A 16,230-nucleotide genomic window follows, 5' to 3' on the forward strand; every position below is an offset into this window, starting at 1 on the left:
TCGACCGGACCATGCGGTCCCCGTCGCGGTTGACCAGCGTGCTGCCCAGCAGGCCGATGATCTCCTGCTCGCCGGCACCGTCGAAGACGGGGGTGGCGACGTTGGTGCGCGGCTCGACGCGGTCGAGGCCCTTGTCCCGCAGCCGTCCGGCCCACTCGTCCTCCACCCCGGCGATGTCCCAGCCGCGGGAGGCGATCCAGCCGAGGTGGGTCTCCAGGACCTGTCCGACGTTCATGCGGCCGGGGACGCCCAGGGGGTTCAGGACGATGTCGACGGGGGTGCCGTCCTCCAGGAACGGCATGTCCTCCACCGGCAGCACCTTGGAGATGACGCCCTTGTTGCCGTGCCGGCCCGCGAGCTTGTCCCCGTCGGTGATCTTGCGCTTCTGCGCCACGTACACCCGGACCAGCTCGTTGACGCCCGGGGGCAGCTCGTCGCCGTCGTCGCGGGAGAACACCCGCACCCCGATGACCTTGCCCTGCTCGCCGTGCGGCACCTTCAGCGAGGTGTCGCGCACCTCGCGCGCCTTCTCACCGAAGATCGCCCGCAGCAGCCGCTCCTCGGGCGTCAGCTCGGTCTCCCCCTTCGGGGTGACCTTGCCGACCAGGATGTCGCCGGGGACGACGTCGGCGCCGATGCGGATGATCCCGCGCTCGTCGAGGTCGGCCAGGACCTCCTCGGAGACGTTGGGGATGTCGCGGGTGATCTCCTCGGGGCCCAGCTTGGTGTCGCGGGCGTCGACCTCGTGCTCCTCGATGTGGATCGAGGACAGGACGTCGTCCTGCACCAGCCGCTGCGACAGGATGATGGCGTCCTCGTAGTTGTGCCCCTCCCAGGGCATGAACGCCACGAGCAGGTTCTTGCCCAGCGCCATCTCACCGTCGTCGGTGCACGGCCCGTCGGCGATCACCTGGCCCAGCTCCACCCGCTGGCCCTCGTCCACGATCGGCTTCTGGTTGAAGCAGGTGCCCTGGTTGGACCGCTTGAACTTCGACACCCGGTAGGTGGTGCGCGTGCCGTCGTCGTTCATCACGGTCACGTAGTCGGCCGAGACCTCCTCGACCACACCCGCCTTCTCCGCCGTGATCACATCACCGGCGTCGGTCGCGGCACGGTACTCCATACCGGTTCCGACCAGCGGCGCCTCACTGCGCAGCAGCGGCACCGACTGACGCTGCATGTTCGAACCCATCAGCGCACGGTTGGCGTCGTCGTGCTCCAGGAACGGAATCATCGCGGTCGCGACGGACACCATCTGGCGCGGGGAGACGTCCATGAAGTCGACCTCGTCCGGCCGGATCGCCTCGACCTCGCCGCCCTTGCGGCGGACGAGGACGCGGTTCTCGGCGAAGGCGCCGTCGGCGTCGATCGGCGTGTTGGCCTGCGCGATGACGTAGCGGTCCTCGACGTCGGCCGTGAGGTACTCGATCTCGTCGGTCACGCGGCCCTCGACGACCTTGCGGTAGGGCGTCTCGATGAAGCCGAAGGGGTTGACGCGGGCGAAGGACGACAGGGACCCCATGAGGCCGATGTTCGGGCCTTCGGGCGTCTCGATCGGGCACATGCGGCCGTAGTGCGACGGGTGGACGTCACGGACCTCCATACTCGCCCGCTCACGCGACAGGCCGCCCGGCCCCAGCGCGTTCAGGCGGCGCTTGTGGGTCAGGCCGGCCAGCGGGTTGGTCTGGTCCATGAACTGCGACAGCTGGCTGGTGCCGAAGAACTCCTTGATGGAGGCCACCACCGGCCGGATGTTGATCAGCGTCTGCGGCGTGATCGCCTCCACGTCCTGCGTGGTCATCCGCTCACGCACCACCCGCTCCATGCGGGCCAGACCCACGCGCACCTGGTTCTGGATCAGCTCACCCACCGTGCGCAGCCGCCGGTTGCCGAAGTGGTCGATGTCATCGACCTCGATCGGCACCGCCACGCTCCCGAGGGTCGCCTCCTCCTCGCCGGCGTGCAGCCGCACCAGGTACTCGATCGTGGCGACGATGTCGTCCTCGGTCAGCGTCCCCTGGTTCATGTCCAGGTCCAGACCGAGCTTCTTGTTGATCTTGTAACGGCCGACCTTCGCGACGTCGTACCGCTTGGGATTGAAGTACAGGTTCTCCAGCAGCGTCTGCGCCGACTCCCGCGTCGGCGGCTCACCCGGCCGCAGCTTGCGGTAGATGTCCAGCAGCGCGTCATCCTGACCGGAGGTGTGGTCCTTCTCCAGCGTCACATTGATCGACTCATACGAGCCGAACCGCTCCCGGATCCGCGCCTCGTCCCACCCCAGCGCCTTCAGCAGAACCGTCACCGGCTGCTTGCGCTTGCGGTCGATGCGCACACCCACGTTGTCGCGCTTGTCGACCTCGAACTCCAGCCAGGCACCCCGGCTCGGGATCACCCGGCAGCCGTAGATGTCCTTGTCCGACGCCTTGTCCAGCGCACGGTCGAAGTACACCCCGGGCGAACGCGTCAACTGCGACGTCACCACCCGCTCGGTGCCGTTGACGATGAACGTGCCCTTCGGGGTCATGAGCGGGAAGTCGCCCATGAAGACCGTCTGGCTCTTGATCTCACCGGTGGTGTTGTTGATGAACTCCGCCGTGACGAACATCGGGGCGGAGTAGGTCATGTCCTTGTCCTTGCACTCCTCCACGGAGTACTTGGGCGGCTCGAACCGGTGGTCCCGGAACGACAGGGACATGGTCCCGGAGAAGTCCTCGATCGGACTGATCTCTTCGAAGATCTCCTCCAGCCCCGACTGCATCGGGACGTCCCGGCGTCCGGCCTGGCGAGCCGCCTCGACCCGGGCCTTCCAGCGCTCGTTGCCGACCAGCCAGTCGAACGAGTTGGTCTGCAGGGCGAGCAGGTCGGGAACCTCGAGAGGCTCGCGGATGCGTGCGAAAGAGACGCGGCGGGGACCGGCGGGTACGGCGGAAGCGGTGCGCGAGGCTGCCAACAGGTGTCCTTCCGAGGGCTCGCGGCGGACTGACGGCGCGCACGCCGGACGACATCACGGCCGATACGGAAGGAGGGGATGCCGAAGGACGAGCGCGAGAAGGCAGCATAGAGCAAAATGCAGACAGCTGTCCACGCCTATAAGAATTGTCAACCTTCGATCCCGCAACCAGGATGACATGCCCGCGTCTCTCCCGTCAACCTGGGCACCGAAAAGGCCCCAGAAGAGACATCCATCCATTTCGGAAGGAAGATGCCGCCCCGGTCAACCCAGAGAGGAGGCATAGCCGAGAACCACCGCCCCGAGAGCGCCGACGCCGAACCAGGCCACCGACCGGCGGGCGGGACGGGGACCGTCGAGGAGGGTCGCGAGTCCGAGCGGCACGAGCGCGACGCACAGGCCCGCCGCGCCGACGATCGACAGCGGCGTCGTCCCCTTCAACACTCCCAGGGGCAGAAGCGCCATGAGCGCCAGGGCGAGACAGCGGACCGGGCCGAGCACGCGGGAGCGCCAGGCTCCGGCCGCCAGGACCAGCCAGCCGGCCATGACCGCGAACGAGGCGTACTGGAAGATGTGGAACGCCTGATAGGAGGCGGCGACGGCGGCGACGGCCGACCGCCGCCCCTGGGCATCGACGAGCCCGAAGGCCAGATGGTCCACGCCTGCATGGAACGTGCGGGCGAACAGCCCCACCATGACGAGACCGCCGCCCAACGCCGCCGGCGTCGGCCGGAGGGCGCCGATGCGCAGCGCCAAGGCGCTGACCGCCGGCCATAGGGCCACGGTCCCTGCCGCGAAACAGCTGTAGGACGTCGTCAGCAGGACCGGGTGCTGGTCGTAGGCGGCCAGTTGGTCGGGGAAGAAGAAGTGGAACCTCGCTCTGAGGAGTACCCCGGACAGCAGGAGGACCGGCCCGAGGAGCAGGGATGTCCCGGCGAGCCACCGTCCCGGGAACGCGAAGCCGACATGTGCCGAAGGCTGGGGTGAAGACATGCCCCACAGGCTGCCCGCGCGGCCCTTTCCAGCGGATCGGCCCGCAACCGACATTCCTCGTTCAGCCCTCTGGGGACTGCGCTCGCCGGAATGCCGGCGAAGTCCTCCTCAGGGATGATCCATCCTGGTCCGATGCGGCGGGTGAACTGCGCCGATAACGTGCGTTCCGTGGACGAAGCCGACTTCGAGTCCCGTCAGGCACGCCTGCTGCGCCGGGGCCACCTGCTCGCCCTCGACGTGCTCCTGGCGGTCGTCCTGGTCGCGATGGACGTGGTGGTCGCGGGGAACATGCTCAAGGACCGGCCGGACTTCGCCCCGCTCTTCCAGGTCTCCTGCCTGGTGGCGGTCGCACTGGGCTCGGTCGTGGCCGTCCGGCGGCTGTGGCCGTGGCGCGCGTTGGCGACCGCGGTGGCCATGTCGTCGGCCGCCGCCGCGGCCGGCGTGCTGTGGGATCCGTTCGCGGCGACCGCGCTCGCGCTCGGCGCCGTCGCCTCCGTCGCGCCCCCGCGGCGGTCGGCCCGCGCGCTGGGCTGGTGCGCGGCCGCCGCGACCGCCGCCGCGACGATCGCGCAGGTCGTCCACCCCCGGTACGGCCTGGCGGCCGCCGCCGGCTGGACGGCGGCCGCCTGGCTGCTGTCCGCCGGCGCCTGGCTGGTCGGCCATCTGCTGCGGCGTCGCAGGTGGAACGCCGTGTGCGCGCAGGAGCGGCGGGCGCGCCGGATCCAGACCGACGAGCGGCTGCGGATCGCCCGCGAACTGCACGACGTGGTCACGCACGGCATGGGCCTGATCGCCGTCAAGGCGGGGGTCGCCAACCACATCGCCGAGGCGCGTCCCGAGCAGGCCCGCCAGGCGCTGCAGGTGATCGAGGCGACCAGCCGCGAGTCCCTGGCGGAGATGCGGCGCCTGCTCCAGATGCTGCGCCGTGACGACGCGCCGGGCACCGATCTCACCCGGCCGGACGTCGACGGCCTGGAGGATCTGGCCGAGCGGGTCCGGGCCGCCGGGGTGGAGGTCGAGCTGGTGGTGTCCGGTGAATACGATCTCCCCGAAGCACTGCGGCTCACCGTCTACCGGATCGTGCAGGAGGCCCTCACCAACGTGGTCAAGCATGCGGCGCCGACCCGTTGCCGGGCCACCGTGGACGTCTCGCCCCACCAGGTGCGGATCCTGGTCGTTGACGACGGCCCGGTCCGCCCGGGTCCCGAGCCGGGCCCCGGTGGACACGGACTGGTCGGGATGCGGGAACGCGCCGCGATGTACGGCGGCTCCTTCAGCGCCCAGCCCCGTCCCGAGGGCGGCTTCGCGGTCGCGGCCACGCTTCCGCGCTCCCAGGGCGGCGGCGGGTGACCGAACAGATCCGCGTCCTGGTGGCCGACGACCAGGCCCTGCTGCGCGGCAGCTTCCGCGCCCTCATCGAGACCACCCCCGACCTGACCGCGGTCGGCGAGGCCGCCACCGGGGCCGAGGCCGTCGAACTCGCCCGCGCCCTGCGGCCCGACGTCGTCCTGATGGACGTGCGCATGCCCCACCTGGACGGCATCGAGGCCACCCGCCGGATCCACCGGGCCGCCGGCACCGAGGACGTCCGGGTCCTCATGCTGACGATGTTCGACCTGGACGCCCACGTCTTCGCGGCCCTGCGCGCGGGCGCCGCCGGCTTCCTGCTCAAGGACACCCCGCCGGCCGACCTGCTCAACGCCGTCCGCGTCGTCGCCGGCGGCGAGGCCCTCCTGGCCCCCGCGGTGACCCGCCGCCTCATCGCCGAGTTCACCCGCCAGGCCCTGCCCGCGCACCCGCTCCCCCGCGCCCTCGACGGCGTCACCGACCGGGAGCGCGAGGTCCTCACCCTGGTCGCCCGCGGCTTGTCCAACACCGAGATCGCCGACCACCTGCACCTGAGCCTGGCCACCGTGAAGACCTACATCGGCCGCCTGCTCGCCAAACTCCAGGCCCGCGACCGCGCCCAACTGGTGATCATCGCCTACGAGACCGGCCTGGTCGCCCCCGCGCCCTAGCCGGGGCGAACGGAATCGGGGGGCGTTCAAGCGGGGATCGAGGTCTCGCGGCGGGGGGCGGGGCGGGCGGAGCGGCCGAGGCCGGGGATCAGGACCGCGGCGACGACCAGGTGCATCCCCGCCAGGACCGCCATGGAGGCGCCGTCGGCGGCGCCGCCGAGCGGTCCGATCATCGACAGGACGAGGACGGTCGCGGCGACCGTGGTCCATGCGCGTCCCGGGCGGGCGGTCGCCCGTTCCAGCACCGCGAACAGCCCCCAGGCCGCCAGGCCCACGATCAGGCCGGCCGCGACGACGGGGCCGGCGCCGACCGGCCGTACCTCCCCGCCCGTCTCGGCGGCCAGGTCGAGCCCGGCCACCGGGTCGGCCGCCGCCCACAGCGCCAGCGCGGCGGCGGCCCCTCCCGCGACGGTCAGCGCTCGCCGTGCGGTGTTCCCTCCGGACATGTGCTTCTCCCTTCGTAGCGGCCGGTGCATGTCCGGCAGCGTCGCCGCGGCGGCGGGGCCGGCGCATCGGCCGCGCGGCGAGGGCCGGTCCGCCCGCGGTACGGGCGGGCACCGACTTTGGTAGGTGTCGGCGCCGTGAGCACGCGGTTAGCCTCGGTCCGGTGAACGAGACGTTCGACCGGGCGGGGCTCGACGCACGGCGCATGTTGCGCGGTGCGGCGGTCCTCGCCGTGGTGGCGGGCGCCCTGACCGCGCTGACGGTCTGGGGCCGTGTCAGCGCGCAGGCGGCGGGCGCCGCCCTGGCCCTCGACATCGCGGTCGCCCTGGCGAGCTGGCTGCTGACGCCGCTGCTCATGTGGCGCCCGGTCGGCGCCGCTGTGGCGCTGACGGCGCTGGCGGCACTGTCTCCCACCGCCACCCCGGCGGCCAGCATGGGCGCGTTGCAGGTCGCGCACCGGCGTCCGTTCCGGACCGCGGCGCTGGTCGGCGCGGCGGGCGTCGCGGCGCACGTCGTGCAGGGGCTCTGGCAGCCGAACCGGGGGATCTCCTTCAGCTGGTGGCTGCTGCTCGTCGCCGTCGGCTACGGCGCGGTGATCGGGTGGGGCGCGCTGGCGCGGGCGCGCCGGGAGTTGCTGGAGTCGCTGCGCGAGCGGGCCCGCCGCGCCGAGGCCGAGCAGGGCCGCCGGGTGGCCGAGGCCCGCATGGCGGAGCGGACCCGGATCGCCCGGGAGATGCACGACGTGCTCGCCCACCGGCTGTCGCTGCTGGCGACCTACGCGGGCGCGCTGGAGTACCGGCCGGACGCCCCGCCGGAGAAGCTGTCGCAGGCGGCGGGAGTGATCCGCGCCGGGGTGCACCAGGCGCTCGACGAGCTGCGCGACGTGATCCTGCTGCTGCGCGCCGAGGACGACGCGGTCGCGGAGGACCGGCCCCAGCCCGTCCTGGGGGACGTCGTCCGGCTGGTGGAGGAGTCACGCGACGCGGGCGGGCAGGTGGAGCTGCGGGACGAGACGGTCGAGGCGTCCGCGCTGCCGGCGGCGGCCGGGCGCACCGCGTACCGGGTCGTGCAGGAGGGGCTGACCAACGCCCGCAAGCACGCGGGGGGACGTCCCGTCCGGGTGGTGCTGGAGGGGCGGCCGGGCTCCCGGCTCGTGGTCGACATCCGCAACCCGCTGCCCGAGGACGGCGCGGAGCCGCTCGCGCCCGGCAGCGGCACGGGACTGGTCGGCCTGACCGAGCGCGTGCGGCTGGCCGGCGGGCGGCTCGACCACCAGGCCGCGGAGGGCGAGTTCCGGCTGCGCGCCTGGCTACCATGGCCCGCGTGAGCCGCCCCCTGCGCGTCCTGATCGTGGACGACGACGCACTCGTCCGCGCCGGACTGTCGATGATGCTGGACGGGGCGGGCGGGATCACCGTCGTCGGCGAGGCGGCCGACGGCGACGAGGTGCCCGCGGCCGCCGACGCGCACGCCCCCGACGTCGTCCTGATGGACCTGCGGATGCCGCGCGTGGACGGCATCACCGCGACCCGCAGGCTGCGGGCCCGGCCGAACCCGCCGGAGGTCATCGTGCTGACGACCTTCGACTCCGACGAGAACATCCTGCACGCCCTGCGCGCGGGCGCCAGCGGGTTCCTGCTGAAGGACACTCCGCCGGACCGGATCGTCCACGCCGTCCGGCAGGTCGCCGGCGGCGACCCGATCCTGTCGCCGCGCATCACCCGCCGCCTCATGGACCGCGCGGCGGTGGAGGCCGGCGCCTACCAGCGCGCCCGCGAGGCGCTCGCCCGGCTGAGCCCCCGCGAGAACGAGGTGGTCCTCGCCGTCGCCCGCGGGCGCTCCAACGCCGACATCGCGGCGGAGCTGTTCATGAGCGTGGCCACGGTCAAGGCGCACGTCTCCAGCGTGCTGACCAAGCTCGACCTGGACAACCGCACCCAGATCGCGCTGCTGGCCCACGACGCGGGCCTCGCCTGACCCCTCCCGCGCGGCCCTGCTCTTGCGCGCCGCCGCGTCTCCGTGCCAATCTTGGAACGACCATTCCAAGATTGGGGGTGCGGGCGATGCCGGACGTCAGGCATTTCGATCCCGACGCCGTCCTGGACCAGGCGGTGCGGCTGTTCTGGCGGCGCGGCGCGGCCGCGACGGGCATCGCCGAGGTGGTGTCCGAGACCGGGGTCAGCCGTTCCAGCCTGTACGGGACGTTCGGCGGCAAGCGGGACCTGTACCTGGCGGCGCTGCGCCGCTACGTCGACCGGCACTCGCGTCCGGTGTTCGACCGGCTCGCCGCCGACGGGCGGGGCCTGCCGGGCCTCGCCGCGTTCTTCGACGGGCTCATCACCGCGCGGTGCTCCGGCGAGTACGCGCGCTGGGGCTGCATGGTGTCCAACGCCCACGCCGCGCAGGACGCGGGCGACGCCGACGAACGCGAGGTGCTCGACGCCCACCACGAGGCCCTGTGCGACGCCATGCGCGCCGCCCTCCTCGCCGCACGCGACCACGGGCAGCTGCGCGGCGACCTGGACGTGCCCTCCACCGCGCGGATGCTGGCGCTGCTCGCCTACGGGGTGAACGTGCGCTCGCGCGCCGGTGCCGACCCCGGCGAGCTGTCGGCCACGGTCGACGCCGCCCTCCGCCCCCTCTCGCCCGCTCCCCCGCCCCTCTGAGGAGATGACCATGGCCGAGTTCACCGTCTACGACGAGACCGACGCCCCCGCCGAGGCCCGCCCGCAGTTGGAGGCCGCCAAGAAGCGCATGGGGTTCGTCACCACGCTGAACGGCGTGATGGCCGAGTCGCCGGAGCTGCTCGCCGGCTACAACGCCCTGTCGGAGCAGTTCACCAGGTCCTCGCTGCCGCGGAACGCCAAGCACGTCGTGCTGATCACCGCCAGCGTGCTGAACGGCTGCGAGTACTGCGTGGCCGCCCATTCCACGATGGCGCTGCGGACCCGCGTCCCCGCCGAGGTCGTGGACGCGCTCCGCGCCGGGCAGGCGTTGGACGACCCCGCGCTGGAAGCCGTCCGCCGCCTCACCAGCGCCGTGGTCGTGCGGCGCGGCTGGGTGGACGAGGCGGAGGTGGAGGCGTTCCTGGCCGCCGGCCACACCCGCCGCCACGTCCTGGACATCGTCCTCGGCGTCGGCATGAAGACCCTGTCCAACTACACCAACCACCTCGCCCACACGCCGCTCGACCCGGCCTGGAAGGAGCAGGAGTGGACGGCTCCCTCCTGACCCCTCACACCGCGGCGTGCCGGGGCTCCGCTTCCCCGGCAGCCGCGGGCGCGGCCGTCCGGGCCGTGCCGCGCGCCGAGGCCGCCACCAGGACGGCGAGCCCGGCGAAGATCGCGGCGGCGATGGCACCGGTGACGTGCAGGCCCGCGGTGAACGCGGCGTGGGCGGAGCGCAGCAGCTCCTCCGCCGGACCGGACGGCAGGTCGCCGGCGGCGGCGACCGCGCCGGCCAGGGTCTTGGCCGCGGGCCCCGCGACGCCGTCCATCCGGGCCTGGTAGACGCTTGCGCCGACCACGCCGATGACCGCCAGGCCCAGCGATCCGCCGAGGTAGTTGCTCGTCTCCGACATCGACGCCGCCGAGCCCGCGCGCTCGGGCGGGACGGACCCGACCACCAGGCCGGTCCCCAGCGCGAACAGCGGACCGGCGCCGAGGGCCAGGACGGTGACGCCGGTGATGACGGCCGCGAGCCCGTCCGACACCGCCAGCGGGACGCAGCCCGCGGCCGACAACGCCAGCCCGGAGGCGATCGCGGTGGCGGGCCGGAGCCTCTTGGCCAGCGCGGGCGCCGCCATCGTCCCGGCCGCGACGCCCAGGCCCATCGGCGCGAACAGCACGGCCGAGGCCAGCGGCGAGTACCCCAGCACGCCCTGGAGGTACTGGGTCGCCATCAGGCCCGTCCCCGCCATGGCGACGCCCGCGAGAACCAGGGACACCAGGACGGCGCTGAAGGCGCGGCCGCGCAGCAGCCGCAGGTCCAGCAGCGGGTGGTCGAGCCTGAGCTGGCGCCGGACGAACACGGCCCCGACGGCCGCCCCGGCGGCGATCGCCGCGACCGGGACGACCCCGCCGCCGTCGGCCAGCGCCAGCTGCTTCATCCCGTACACCATCGGCAGCACGGCGCCCAGGGAGAGCCCGACGCTGAGCTTGTCGACACGTCCGGCCGTCCGGTCCCGGAACTCCGGCAGCAGGAACGGGCCGGCCACCAGCACCAGCGCCATGACCGGCACCGCGGCCAGGAACACCGACCCCCACCAGAAGCGCTGGAGCAGCAGCCCGGCCAGCACCGGGCCGAACGCGCCGCCCGCGAACTGGCAGGTGGCCCAGATCGCGATGGCCTTCCCGCGCTCGCGCTCGTCGCGGAAGATGTTGGTGATCAGCGCCAGCGTCGAGGGCACCAGCGTCGCGCCCGCCACGCCCAGCAGCGCCCGGGCGGCGATCAGCGTGCCCGGGTCGGGGGCGTAGGCGGCGACGACCGACAGGACGGCGAACGCGCCGGCCCCGGCGAACAGCAGGCGGCGCCGGCCGATCCGGTCCCCCAGCGTCCCCATGGCGATCACGAATCCGGCGACCATGAACCCGTAGGCGTCGCTGATCCACAGCTGCTCGGTGCCGCTCGCGCCCAGGTCGGCGCTCAGCCGCGGCAGCGCCAGCAGCAGCGCCGTGATGTCCATGGCCAGCAGCAGCGACGGCAGCACCAGCACGGCCAGCGCGAGCCACCCGCGCTTCCCTGCGGGCTCTGCCACGGCGTCCTGCCCCTCGTGCTCCATATCCTTCCACCCCTCCAGTGAGACCCGATGTCACGGATGGGTCGGAGCGGGCGCGAGGTTCTCTACATCGGCCCCCGAGAAAGAATGGGAACGTGTGTCGAAAGCGGCCGAGCGGCTCCGACGTCTCCTGCACGAGGCGCCGCGGAGGCGCCGGACCGAAGGGGAGACCATCGTGAAGTACATGCTCATGCTGTACGCGTCGCAGCGGGACTACGACGAGATGGCGGGCAAGGTGCCCCAGGAGGAGGCCGTCTGGTCCGCCGAGGACCTCGCCGCGATGCACGCGTTCATGGAGAAGTTCAACCAGGACCTGGTCGAGTCCGGGGAGTTCGTGGACGCCCAGGGCCTGGACGCGCCCGTCCACGCCCGCCGGTTCCACAGCGGGGAGGAAGGGGGAGCGCCGACCGTGACCGACGGGCCCTTCCCCGAGACCGCGGAGGTGCTCGCCGGGTACACCGTCATCGAGTGCGACGGCTTCGACCGCGCCTCGGAGATCGCCGCCCGGCTCGCGCGCTGCCCGGTCCCGGAGGCGGCGCGGGCCCGGTCGTACGCGGACCTGCGGCCGATCGTCGACGGGCGCGCCGACCTGGAGCCGTGACCGCGCCGCCGGAGGGGGCCTGGGACCTGCTGCGCCCGCTGGCGCCGCAGGTCCTCGGCGCGCTGGTCCGCCGGTACGGGCACTTCGACACCGCTGAGGACGCCGTTCAGGAGGCGTTGATGGCCGCGGCGTCGCAGTGGCCGGAGCAGGGGGTCCCGGCCGATCCGCGCGCCTGGCTGATCACGGTGGCGGCCCGCCGCCTGACCGACCTGCTGCGCGCCGAGCAGGCGCGCCGCCGCCGTGAGGACGCCCTGGCCGCCTGGACGCCGCCGGACGCCTGGCTCGCCCCCGCCGCCGACCGCCCGCCGCCGGGCGGCGACGACACCCTGATCCTGCTGTTCATGTGCTGCCACCCGGTCCTGTCGCCGGACCTGCGGATCGCGCTCACCCTCCGCTCGGTCGGCGGCCTGACCACGGCCGAGATCGCCCGCGCGTTCTTCGTCCCCGAGTCGACCATGGGGCAGCGCGTCAGCCGCGCGAAGCGGCGCGTGCGCGACAGCGGCGTCCCGTTCCGGATGCCCGCCGCGGACGAGCGTCCCGGACGGGTCGCCGCAGTCCTGCGCGTCCTCTACCTGATCTTCACCGAGGGCTATGCGAGCACGGCCGGGCGGCACCTGTACCGGGGCGAACTGGCGACCGAGGCGATCCGGCTGGCCAGGATCGCGCACCGGCTGCTGCCCGGCGACGCCGAGGCGGCGGGGCTGCTCGCGCTCATGCTGCTCACCGACGCGCGCCGGCCCGCCCGCACGGACCCGGCCGGCGACCTCGTCCCGCTCGCCGAGCAGGACCGGAACCTGTGGAACGCCGGGTACATCGCCGAGGGCACCGCGCTGCTCGCGGAGACGCTGCCGCGCGGGCCCGCCGGCCCCTACCAGGTGCAGGCCGCGATCGCCGCACTGCACGACGAGGCCCCGACCGCGCGGGAGACCGACTGGCCGCAGATCGCCGCCCTCTACGAGGTGCTGCTGGAGCTGGAGCCCAACCCGATGGCGGCGCTCAACCACGCCGTGGCCGTGGCGATGGCCCGCGGGCCGGCCGCCGGGCTCGCCCTGCTGGAGGACCTGCGGGCCGACAAGCGGATCGCCGGGCATCACCGCCTGCACGCCGTCCGCGCCCATCTGCTGGAGATGTCGGGCGACACCGCCGCCGCGCGTGCGTGCTACCTCGCGGCGGCCGAGGCCACCCGCAGCCTCACCGAGCGCCGCTACCTCAACGCCCGCGCCGCCCGCCTGACGGACACACCCGGCTGACGGGCGCGGTGCGGGTCCTGCCGAGCGCGGCGCGGGAGAGGCCCTCGACGCAGCGCGTGATCGGCGTCCCGGGGCTTCAGGCAGGTGACGAGCCCCGAAGGCGGGTCACCACCTGCGGGGGCAGGTGCCGCGCGAGCTCCTCGAGGAGGCTCACGGTCTCGGCGACCCGCTGCGGGTCGTCGGTGTCCAGGGCCACCGCGAGCGCCGCGGCGATGGAGCCGGCCCTGACCTCCTCCACCCTGGCGGAGGGCCGGGACGCGGGGTGGATGCGGACCCGCCGCCGGTCGTCGGGATCGGGCTCGGTGTCGACGGCGCCCACGCCGCGAAGCCGGGCGACCGCCGCCGACACCGCGCTCTGCGGAAGACCGGTACGCGCGGCGATCTCTCCGACGGCGCTGCCGGGGTGTGCGCGCACGTCGCTCGCGACGATCAGGACGGTGCGGACGCTGGTGGAGTGCCGGCCGATGCCCTCGGTGGGCAGGGCCTCCTCGCCGATCTTCATCAGGGTCCGCCCCAGCAGGAAAAGCTCGACTCCGTCCATGCGGCCAACTTACATCGAACCTGATACATCAATCTTGATGTATCAAGTTTGATGCTTTATGGTTGGCCTCACCCGGGCGGAGACGCCCGCCCGACCGAGAGGACTCCCGATGGCCACCGCCACGACACCGCCCGCCGCGACGGGCATGCTCCGGACCGACGGCGCCCGGATCCACTACGAGGTGCGCGGCACCGGCCCGATGCTGCTGATCTCCCAGAGCGGCGAGGGGGACGCCGGGCGCAGCGCGGACCTGGTCGACCGGCTCGTCGCCGACTACACCGTGGTGACCTACGACCGCCGCGGCCTGTCGCGCAGCGTGCTGGACGACCCGTCCCGGGGAGCGAGCCTGGCCGACCACGCCGACGACGTCCACCGCCTGCTGGCCGGACTGACGGACGAACCGGCGCTCATGCTGGGGTGCAGCCTGGGCGCATCCATCGGGTTCCACGTGGCCGTGGACCACCCCGGCCAGATCGGCACGCTCGTCGCCCACGAACCCGTCACCCCGCGGCTGCTGCCCGCCGACCAGCGGGCATGCCATGAGCGGGAACTGGCGCACATCCAGGAGGTCCACCGCCGCGACGGGCTGGCCGCCACGTTCGAGCTGATCGCCGGTGTGCTGGGCATCGACCCCGCCGCGCCCGACGCCGAGCCCGGCGTCACCCGCGCGCCCATGACGCCCCAGCGGGCGCGCAACTTCGACTTCTTCGTCGAGCACGACTTCACCGCGGTCATCGACGACACCCTCGACGTCGCCGCGCTGGCCGGCGTCTCGACCCGGATCGTCCCGGCCGTGGGGCGCACGACTCCGCGCACCGTCTTCGACAACGAGTGCGCCTTCGCGCTGGCCGCCCTGCTCGGCACGGAGCCGCACGAGTTCCCCGGCGGCCACAACGGCAACACCACCCACCCCCGCGCTTATGCCGCGGCCCTGCGTGCGGCCCTCAACGTCCGCTGATGGGCGGGACGGGGTCAGGGTGCCGGTGCGGCCGTCAGGGCGCCTGCTCGGGCGGCGGCGCAGGCGGCCGCGGCGGCACGGTCGGCGGCCTGCCCGCCGATCGGCTCGCCGGTGATGAACAGCCGGTAGTACAGCGGCGCGACGGCCGACCGGACGACCTCGACCGGGTCCGTGGCCGCGGGGACCTCGCCGCGCTCGACGGCCCGCCGGACGATGACGGCGGCCTGCTCGTGGCGGTGCGCGAAGAACGCGTGCAGGGAGCGGGCGGCGTCGCCGCTCTGCGCGGCGGCCAGCACGAACGCGCGGGCGATCGGACCCTCGACGGGGTCGGCGAAGTTCTCCGCGACGAGCCGGACGAGGCCCCGCAGATCACCCGCGAGGGACCCGGTGTCGGGGATCGGCCAGGGCTCGGCGGCGGCGAGGTCGAGGGCGTCGGCGATGAGGCCGTCGGCGCTCCCCCAGCGCCGGTAGACGGTGGTCTTGTGCACGCCGGAGCGGGCCGCCACCCCTTCGACGGTGAGCCCCTGGTAGCCGCGCTCGGACAGCTCGGCGAGCGTCGCCCCGCGGACGGCGTCGCGCACCCGCGCGGTGCGTCCGCCGGGGCGGACGGTCCCGGGTCCGGGCGCGGTCACCGCGCGGTCCGGCGGTCCCGGCTGGTCTCCATGATCCCGATCGTAACGCAACTCATGTTGCGTTAACTTCGTCTCCGGACGGAAACAGCAGTGGAGGGACGAGGGGGGACCATTCATGTCAGAGGGTTCACACACCACGATGAAGCAGTTCACGGTGTCCGGCCCGGACGCGGGACCGTACGGCGTCACCGCGGGACCGGACGGCGCGCTGTGGTGCACGCTCGTCCACGAGGGCCGGATCGCCCGGATGACGCCGGACGGGGACCTCACCGTCCACGGGCCCGTCCCCGCCGGACCGATGATCATCACGGCGGGCCCGGACGGCGCGCTGTGGTTCACCGCGTTCCACGGCCACCCGATCGGCCGGATCACCACCGCGGGCGAGGTCACGCGGTTCGCCGTGCCCGAGGGTTGGGGGCCGTGCGGCATCGCGGCCGGGCCGGACGGCGCGCTGTGGTTCACCCGCATGCACGCCGGCGGCATCGGCCGGATCACCGTGGACGGCCAGGTCAGTGCCTTTCCGGTGCCGGGAGAGGGCACGATGCCCTCGATGATCGCGGCGGGCCCGGACGAGGCCCTGTGGTTCACCCTCAACCAGGGCAACGCCATCGGACGGATCACACTGGACGGGGAGGTCGCCGTCCACCCGCTGCCCACCGAGGGCTCCGCACCGGTCGGCATCACCGCCGGGCCGGACGGCGCGCTCTGGTTCACCGGCATCGGCGCCGGGCACATCGGGCAGATCACCACGGACGGGAAGGTGACCGAGTACCCGCTGCCCGACCGGGCCGCACGCCCGCACGCCATCGTCGCCGGGCCGGACGACGCCCTGTGGTTCACCGAGTGGGGCACCGCCCACGTCGGCCGCATCGGCTCCGACGGCCGCGTCGACGAGCACCCGCTGCCGACGCCCGGATCCGAGCCGCACGGCATCGCGGTCGGCCCCGACGGCGCCCTGTGGGTGGCGCTGGAGACCGGCGCGCTCGCCCGCGTCGCCGTCGCCTGACGCGCCCCTCGGGAACGGCACGGTTCGAGCCGCGCCGAAACGTCCGGGGGCGACCGTGGC

The 16,230-nt window shown here is 73.5% G+C and carries 16 protein-coding genes; 10 read left to right on the forward strand and 6 right to left on the reverse strand.

Translation table 11 applies throughout. The features are described 5' to 3' along the window. Window positions 1-2,950 (reverse strand): DNA-directed RNA polymerase subunit beta (rpoB, locus tag K4S16_RS09365; protein WP_149258845.1); only part of this gene is annotated, 2,950 nt, incomplete at its 3' end. Between the two features lie 264 nt (window positions 2,951-3,214). Then, window positions 3,215-3,943 carry a hypothetical protein gene (locus tag K4S16_RS09370; RefSeq protein ID WP_149258455.1) on the reverse strand — a complete coding sequence of 243 codons (729 nt, stop codon included), beginning with the start codon at window positions 3,941-3,943 and terminating at the stop codon, window positions 3,215-3,217. A gap of 168 nt (window positions 3,944-4,111) precedes the next feature. Between K4S16_RS09370 and K4S16_RS09375 the strand changes: the two genes are divergently transcribed. Beyond that, window positions 4,112-5,293, forward strand: coding sequence for a sensor histidine kinase (locus K4S16_RS09375; RefSeq protein WP_200841765.1), 1,182 nt, complete (start codon window positions 4,112-4,114; stop codon window positions 5,291-5,293). Continuing rightward, window positions 5,290-5,961 (forward strand): response regulator transcription factor, encoded by a 672-nt coding sequence (locus K4S16_RS09380; RefSeq protein WP_149258456.1) that lies wholly within the window; start codon window positions 5,290-5,292, stop codon window positions 5,959-5,961. Before K4S16_RS09375 ends, K4S16_RS09380 begins: the two co-directional genes overlap by 4 nt. 26 nt (window positions 5,962-5,987) lie before the next feature. On the opposite strand, the gene K4S16_RS09385 is transcribed toward K4S16_RS09380, so the two are convergent. Next, window positions 5,988-6,407 (reverse strand): DUF6069 family protein, encoded by a 420-nt coding sequence (locus K4S16_RS09385; protein ID WP_200841766.1) that lies wholly within the window; start codon window positions 6,405-6,407, stop codon window positions 5,988-5,990. A 161-nt stretch (window positions 6,408-6,568) separates the two neighbouring features. Here K4S16_RS09385 and K4S16_RS09390 point away from each other — a divergent pair, with 161 nt between their 5' ends. The 4 genes from K4S16_RS09390 to K4S16_RS09405 all read left to right on the forward strand — a co-directional run bounded on the left by K4S16_RS09390 (window position 6,569) and on the right by K4S16_RS09405 (window position 9,636). Continuing rightward, window positions 6,569-7,732 (forward strand): sensor histidine kinase, encoded by a 1,164-nt coding sequence (locus K4S16_RS09390; protein WP_235036673.1) that lies wholly within the window; start codon window positions 6,569-6,571, stop codon window positions 7,730-7,732. Then, on the forward strand, window positions 7,720-8,382 hold the full coding sequence (locus K4S16_RS09395) for a response regulator transcription factor (protein WP_149258458.1): 663 nt from the start codon (window positions 7,720-7,722) through the stop codon (window positions 8,380-8,382). The genes K4S16_RS09390 and K4S16_RS09395 overlap by 13 nt, the downstream gene beginning before the upstream one ends. 86 nt (window positions 8,383-8,468) lie before the next feature. Then, a complete protein-coding gene (locus K4S16_RS09400; RefSeq protein WP_149258459.1) occupies window positions 8,469-9,071 on the forward strand; it encodes a TetR/AcrR family transcriptional regulator in 603 nt (200 codons plus the stop codon). A 10-nt stretch (window positions 9,072-9,081) separates the two neighbouring features. Then, window positions 9,082-9,636 (forward strand): carboxymuconolactone decarboxylase family protein, encoded by a 555-nt coding sequence (locus K4S16_RS09405; protein WP_149258460.1) that lies wholly within the window; start codon window positions 9,082-9,084, stop codon window positions 9,634-9,636. A gap of 4 nt (window positions 9,637-9,640) precedes the next feature. Here K4S16_RS09405 and K4S16_RS09410 read toward each other — a convergent pair whose 3' ends face one another. Further along, window positions 9,641-11,185, reverse strand: a complete 1,545-nt coding sequence (locus K4S16_RS09410) for an MFS transporter (protein WP_200841767.1) — start codon at window positions 11,183-11,185, stop codon at window positions 9,641-9,643. A gap of 181 nt (window positions 11,186-11,366) precedes the next feature. Between K4S16_RS09410 and K4S16_RS09415 the strand changes: the two genes are divergently transcribed. Next, entirely contained in the window at window positions 11,367-11,783 is a 417-nt protein-coding gene (locus K4S16_RS09415; protein WP_235036725.1) for a YciI family protein, read from the forward strand. After that, a complete protein-coding gene (locus K4S16_RS09420) occupies window positions 11,780-13,033 on the forward strand; it encodes an RNA polymerase sigma factor (protein ID WP_149258462.1) in 1,254 nt (417 codons plus the stop codon). Before K4S16_RS09415 ends, K4S16_RS09420 begins: the two co-directional genes overlap by 4 nt. 76 nt (window positions 13,034-13,109) lie before the next feature. Here the strand turns inward: K4S16_RS09420 and K4S16_RS09425 are convergent, their stop codons facing one another. Beyond that, entirely contained in the window at window positions 13,110-13,574 is a 465-nt protein-coding gene (locus K4S16_RS09425) for a MarR family winged helix-turn-helix transcriptional regulator (protein WP_200841768.1), read from the reverse strand. 109 nt (window positions 13,575-13,683) lie between these two features. Between K4S16_RS09425 and K4S16_RS09430 the strand changes: the two genes are divergently transcribed. Beyond that, complete coding sequence (locus tag K4S16_RS09430; RefSeq protein WP_149258463.1) at window positions 13,684-14,532, forward strand: alpha/beta fold hydrolase; 849 nt, start codon at window positions 13,684-13,686, stop codon at window positions 14,530-14,532. Window positions 14,533-14,546: 14 nt separating this feature from the next. On the opposite strand, the gene K4S16_RS09435 is transcribed toward K4S16_RS09430, so the two are convergent. Continuing rightward, window positions 14,547-15,164: a TetR/AcrR family transcriptional regulator gene (locus K4S16_RS09435; RefSeq protein WP_235036674.1), complete on the reverse strand. Its 618-nt coding sequence runs from the start codon at window positions 15,162-15,164 to the stop codon at window positions 14,547-14,549. Window positions 15,165-15,279: 115 nt separating this feature from the next. Here K4S16_RS09435 and K4S16_RS09440 point away from each other — a divergent pair, with 115 nt between their 5' ends. Next, entirely contained in the window at window positions 15,280-16,170 is an 891-nt protein-coding gene (locus K4S16_RS09440) for a virginiamycin B lyase (RefSeq protein WP_149258465.1), read from the forward strand. Window positions 16,171-16,230: the final 60 nt, after the last annotated feature.

Source organism: Actinomadura sp. K4S16, assembly GCF_008327685.1.
Classification (GTDB): domain Bacteria; phylum Actinomycetota; class Actinomycetes; order Streptosporangiales; family Streptosporangiaceae; genus Spirillospora.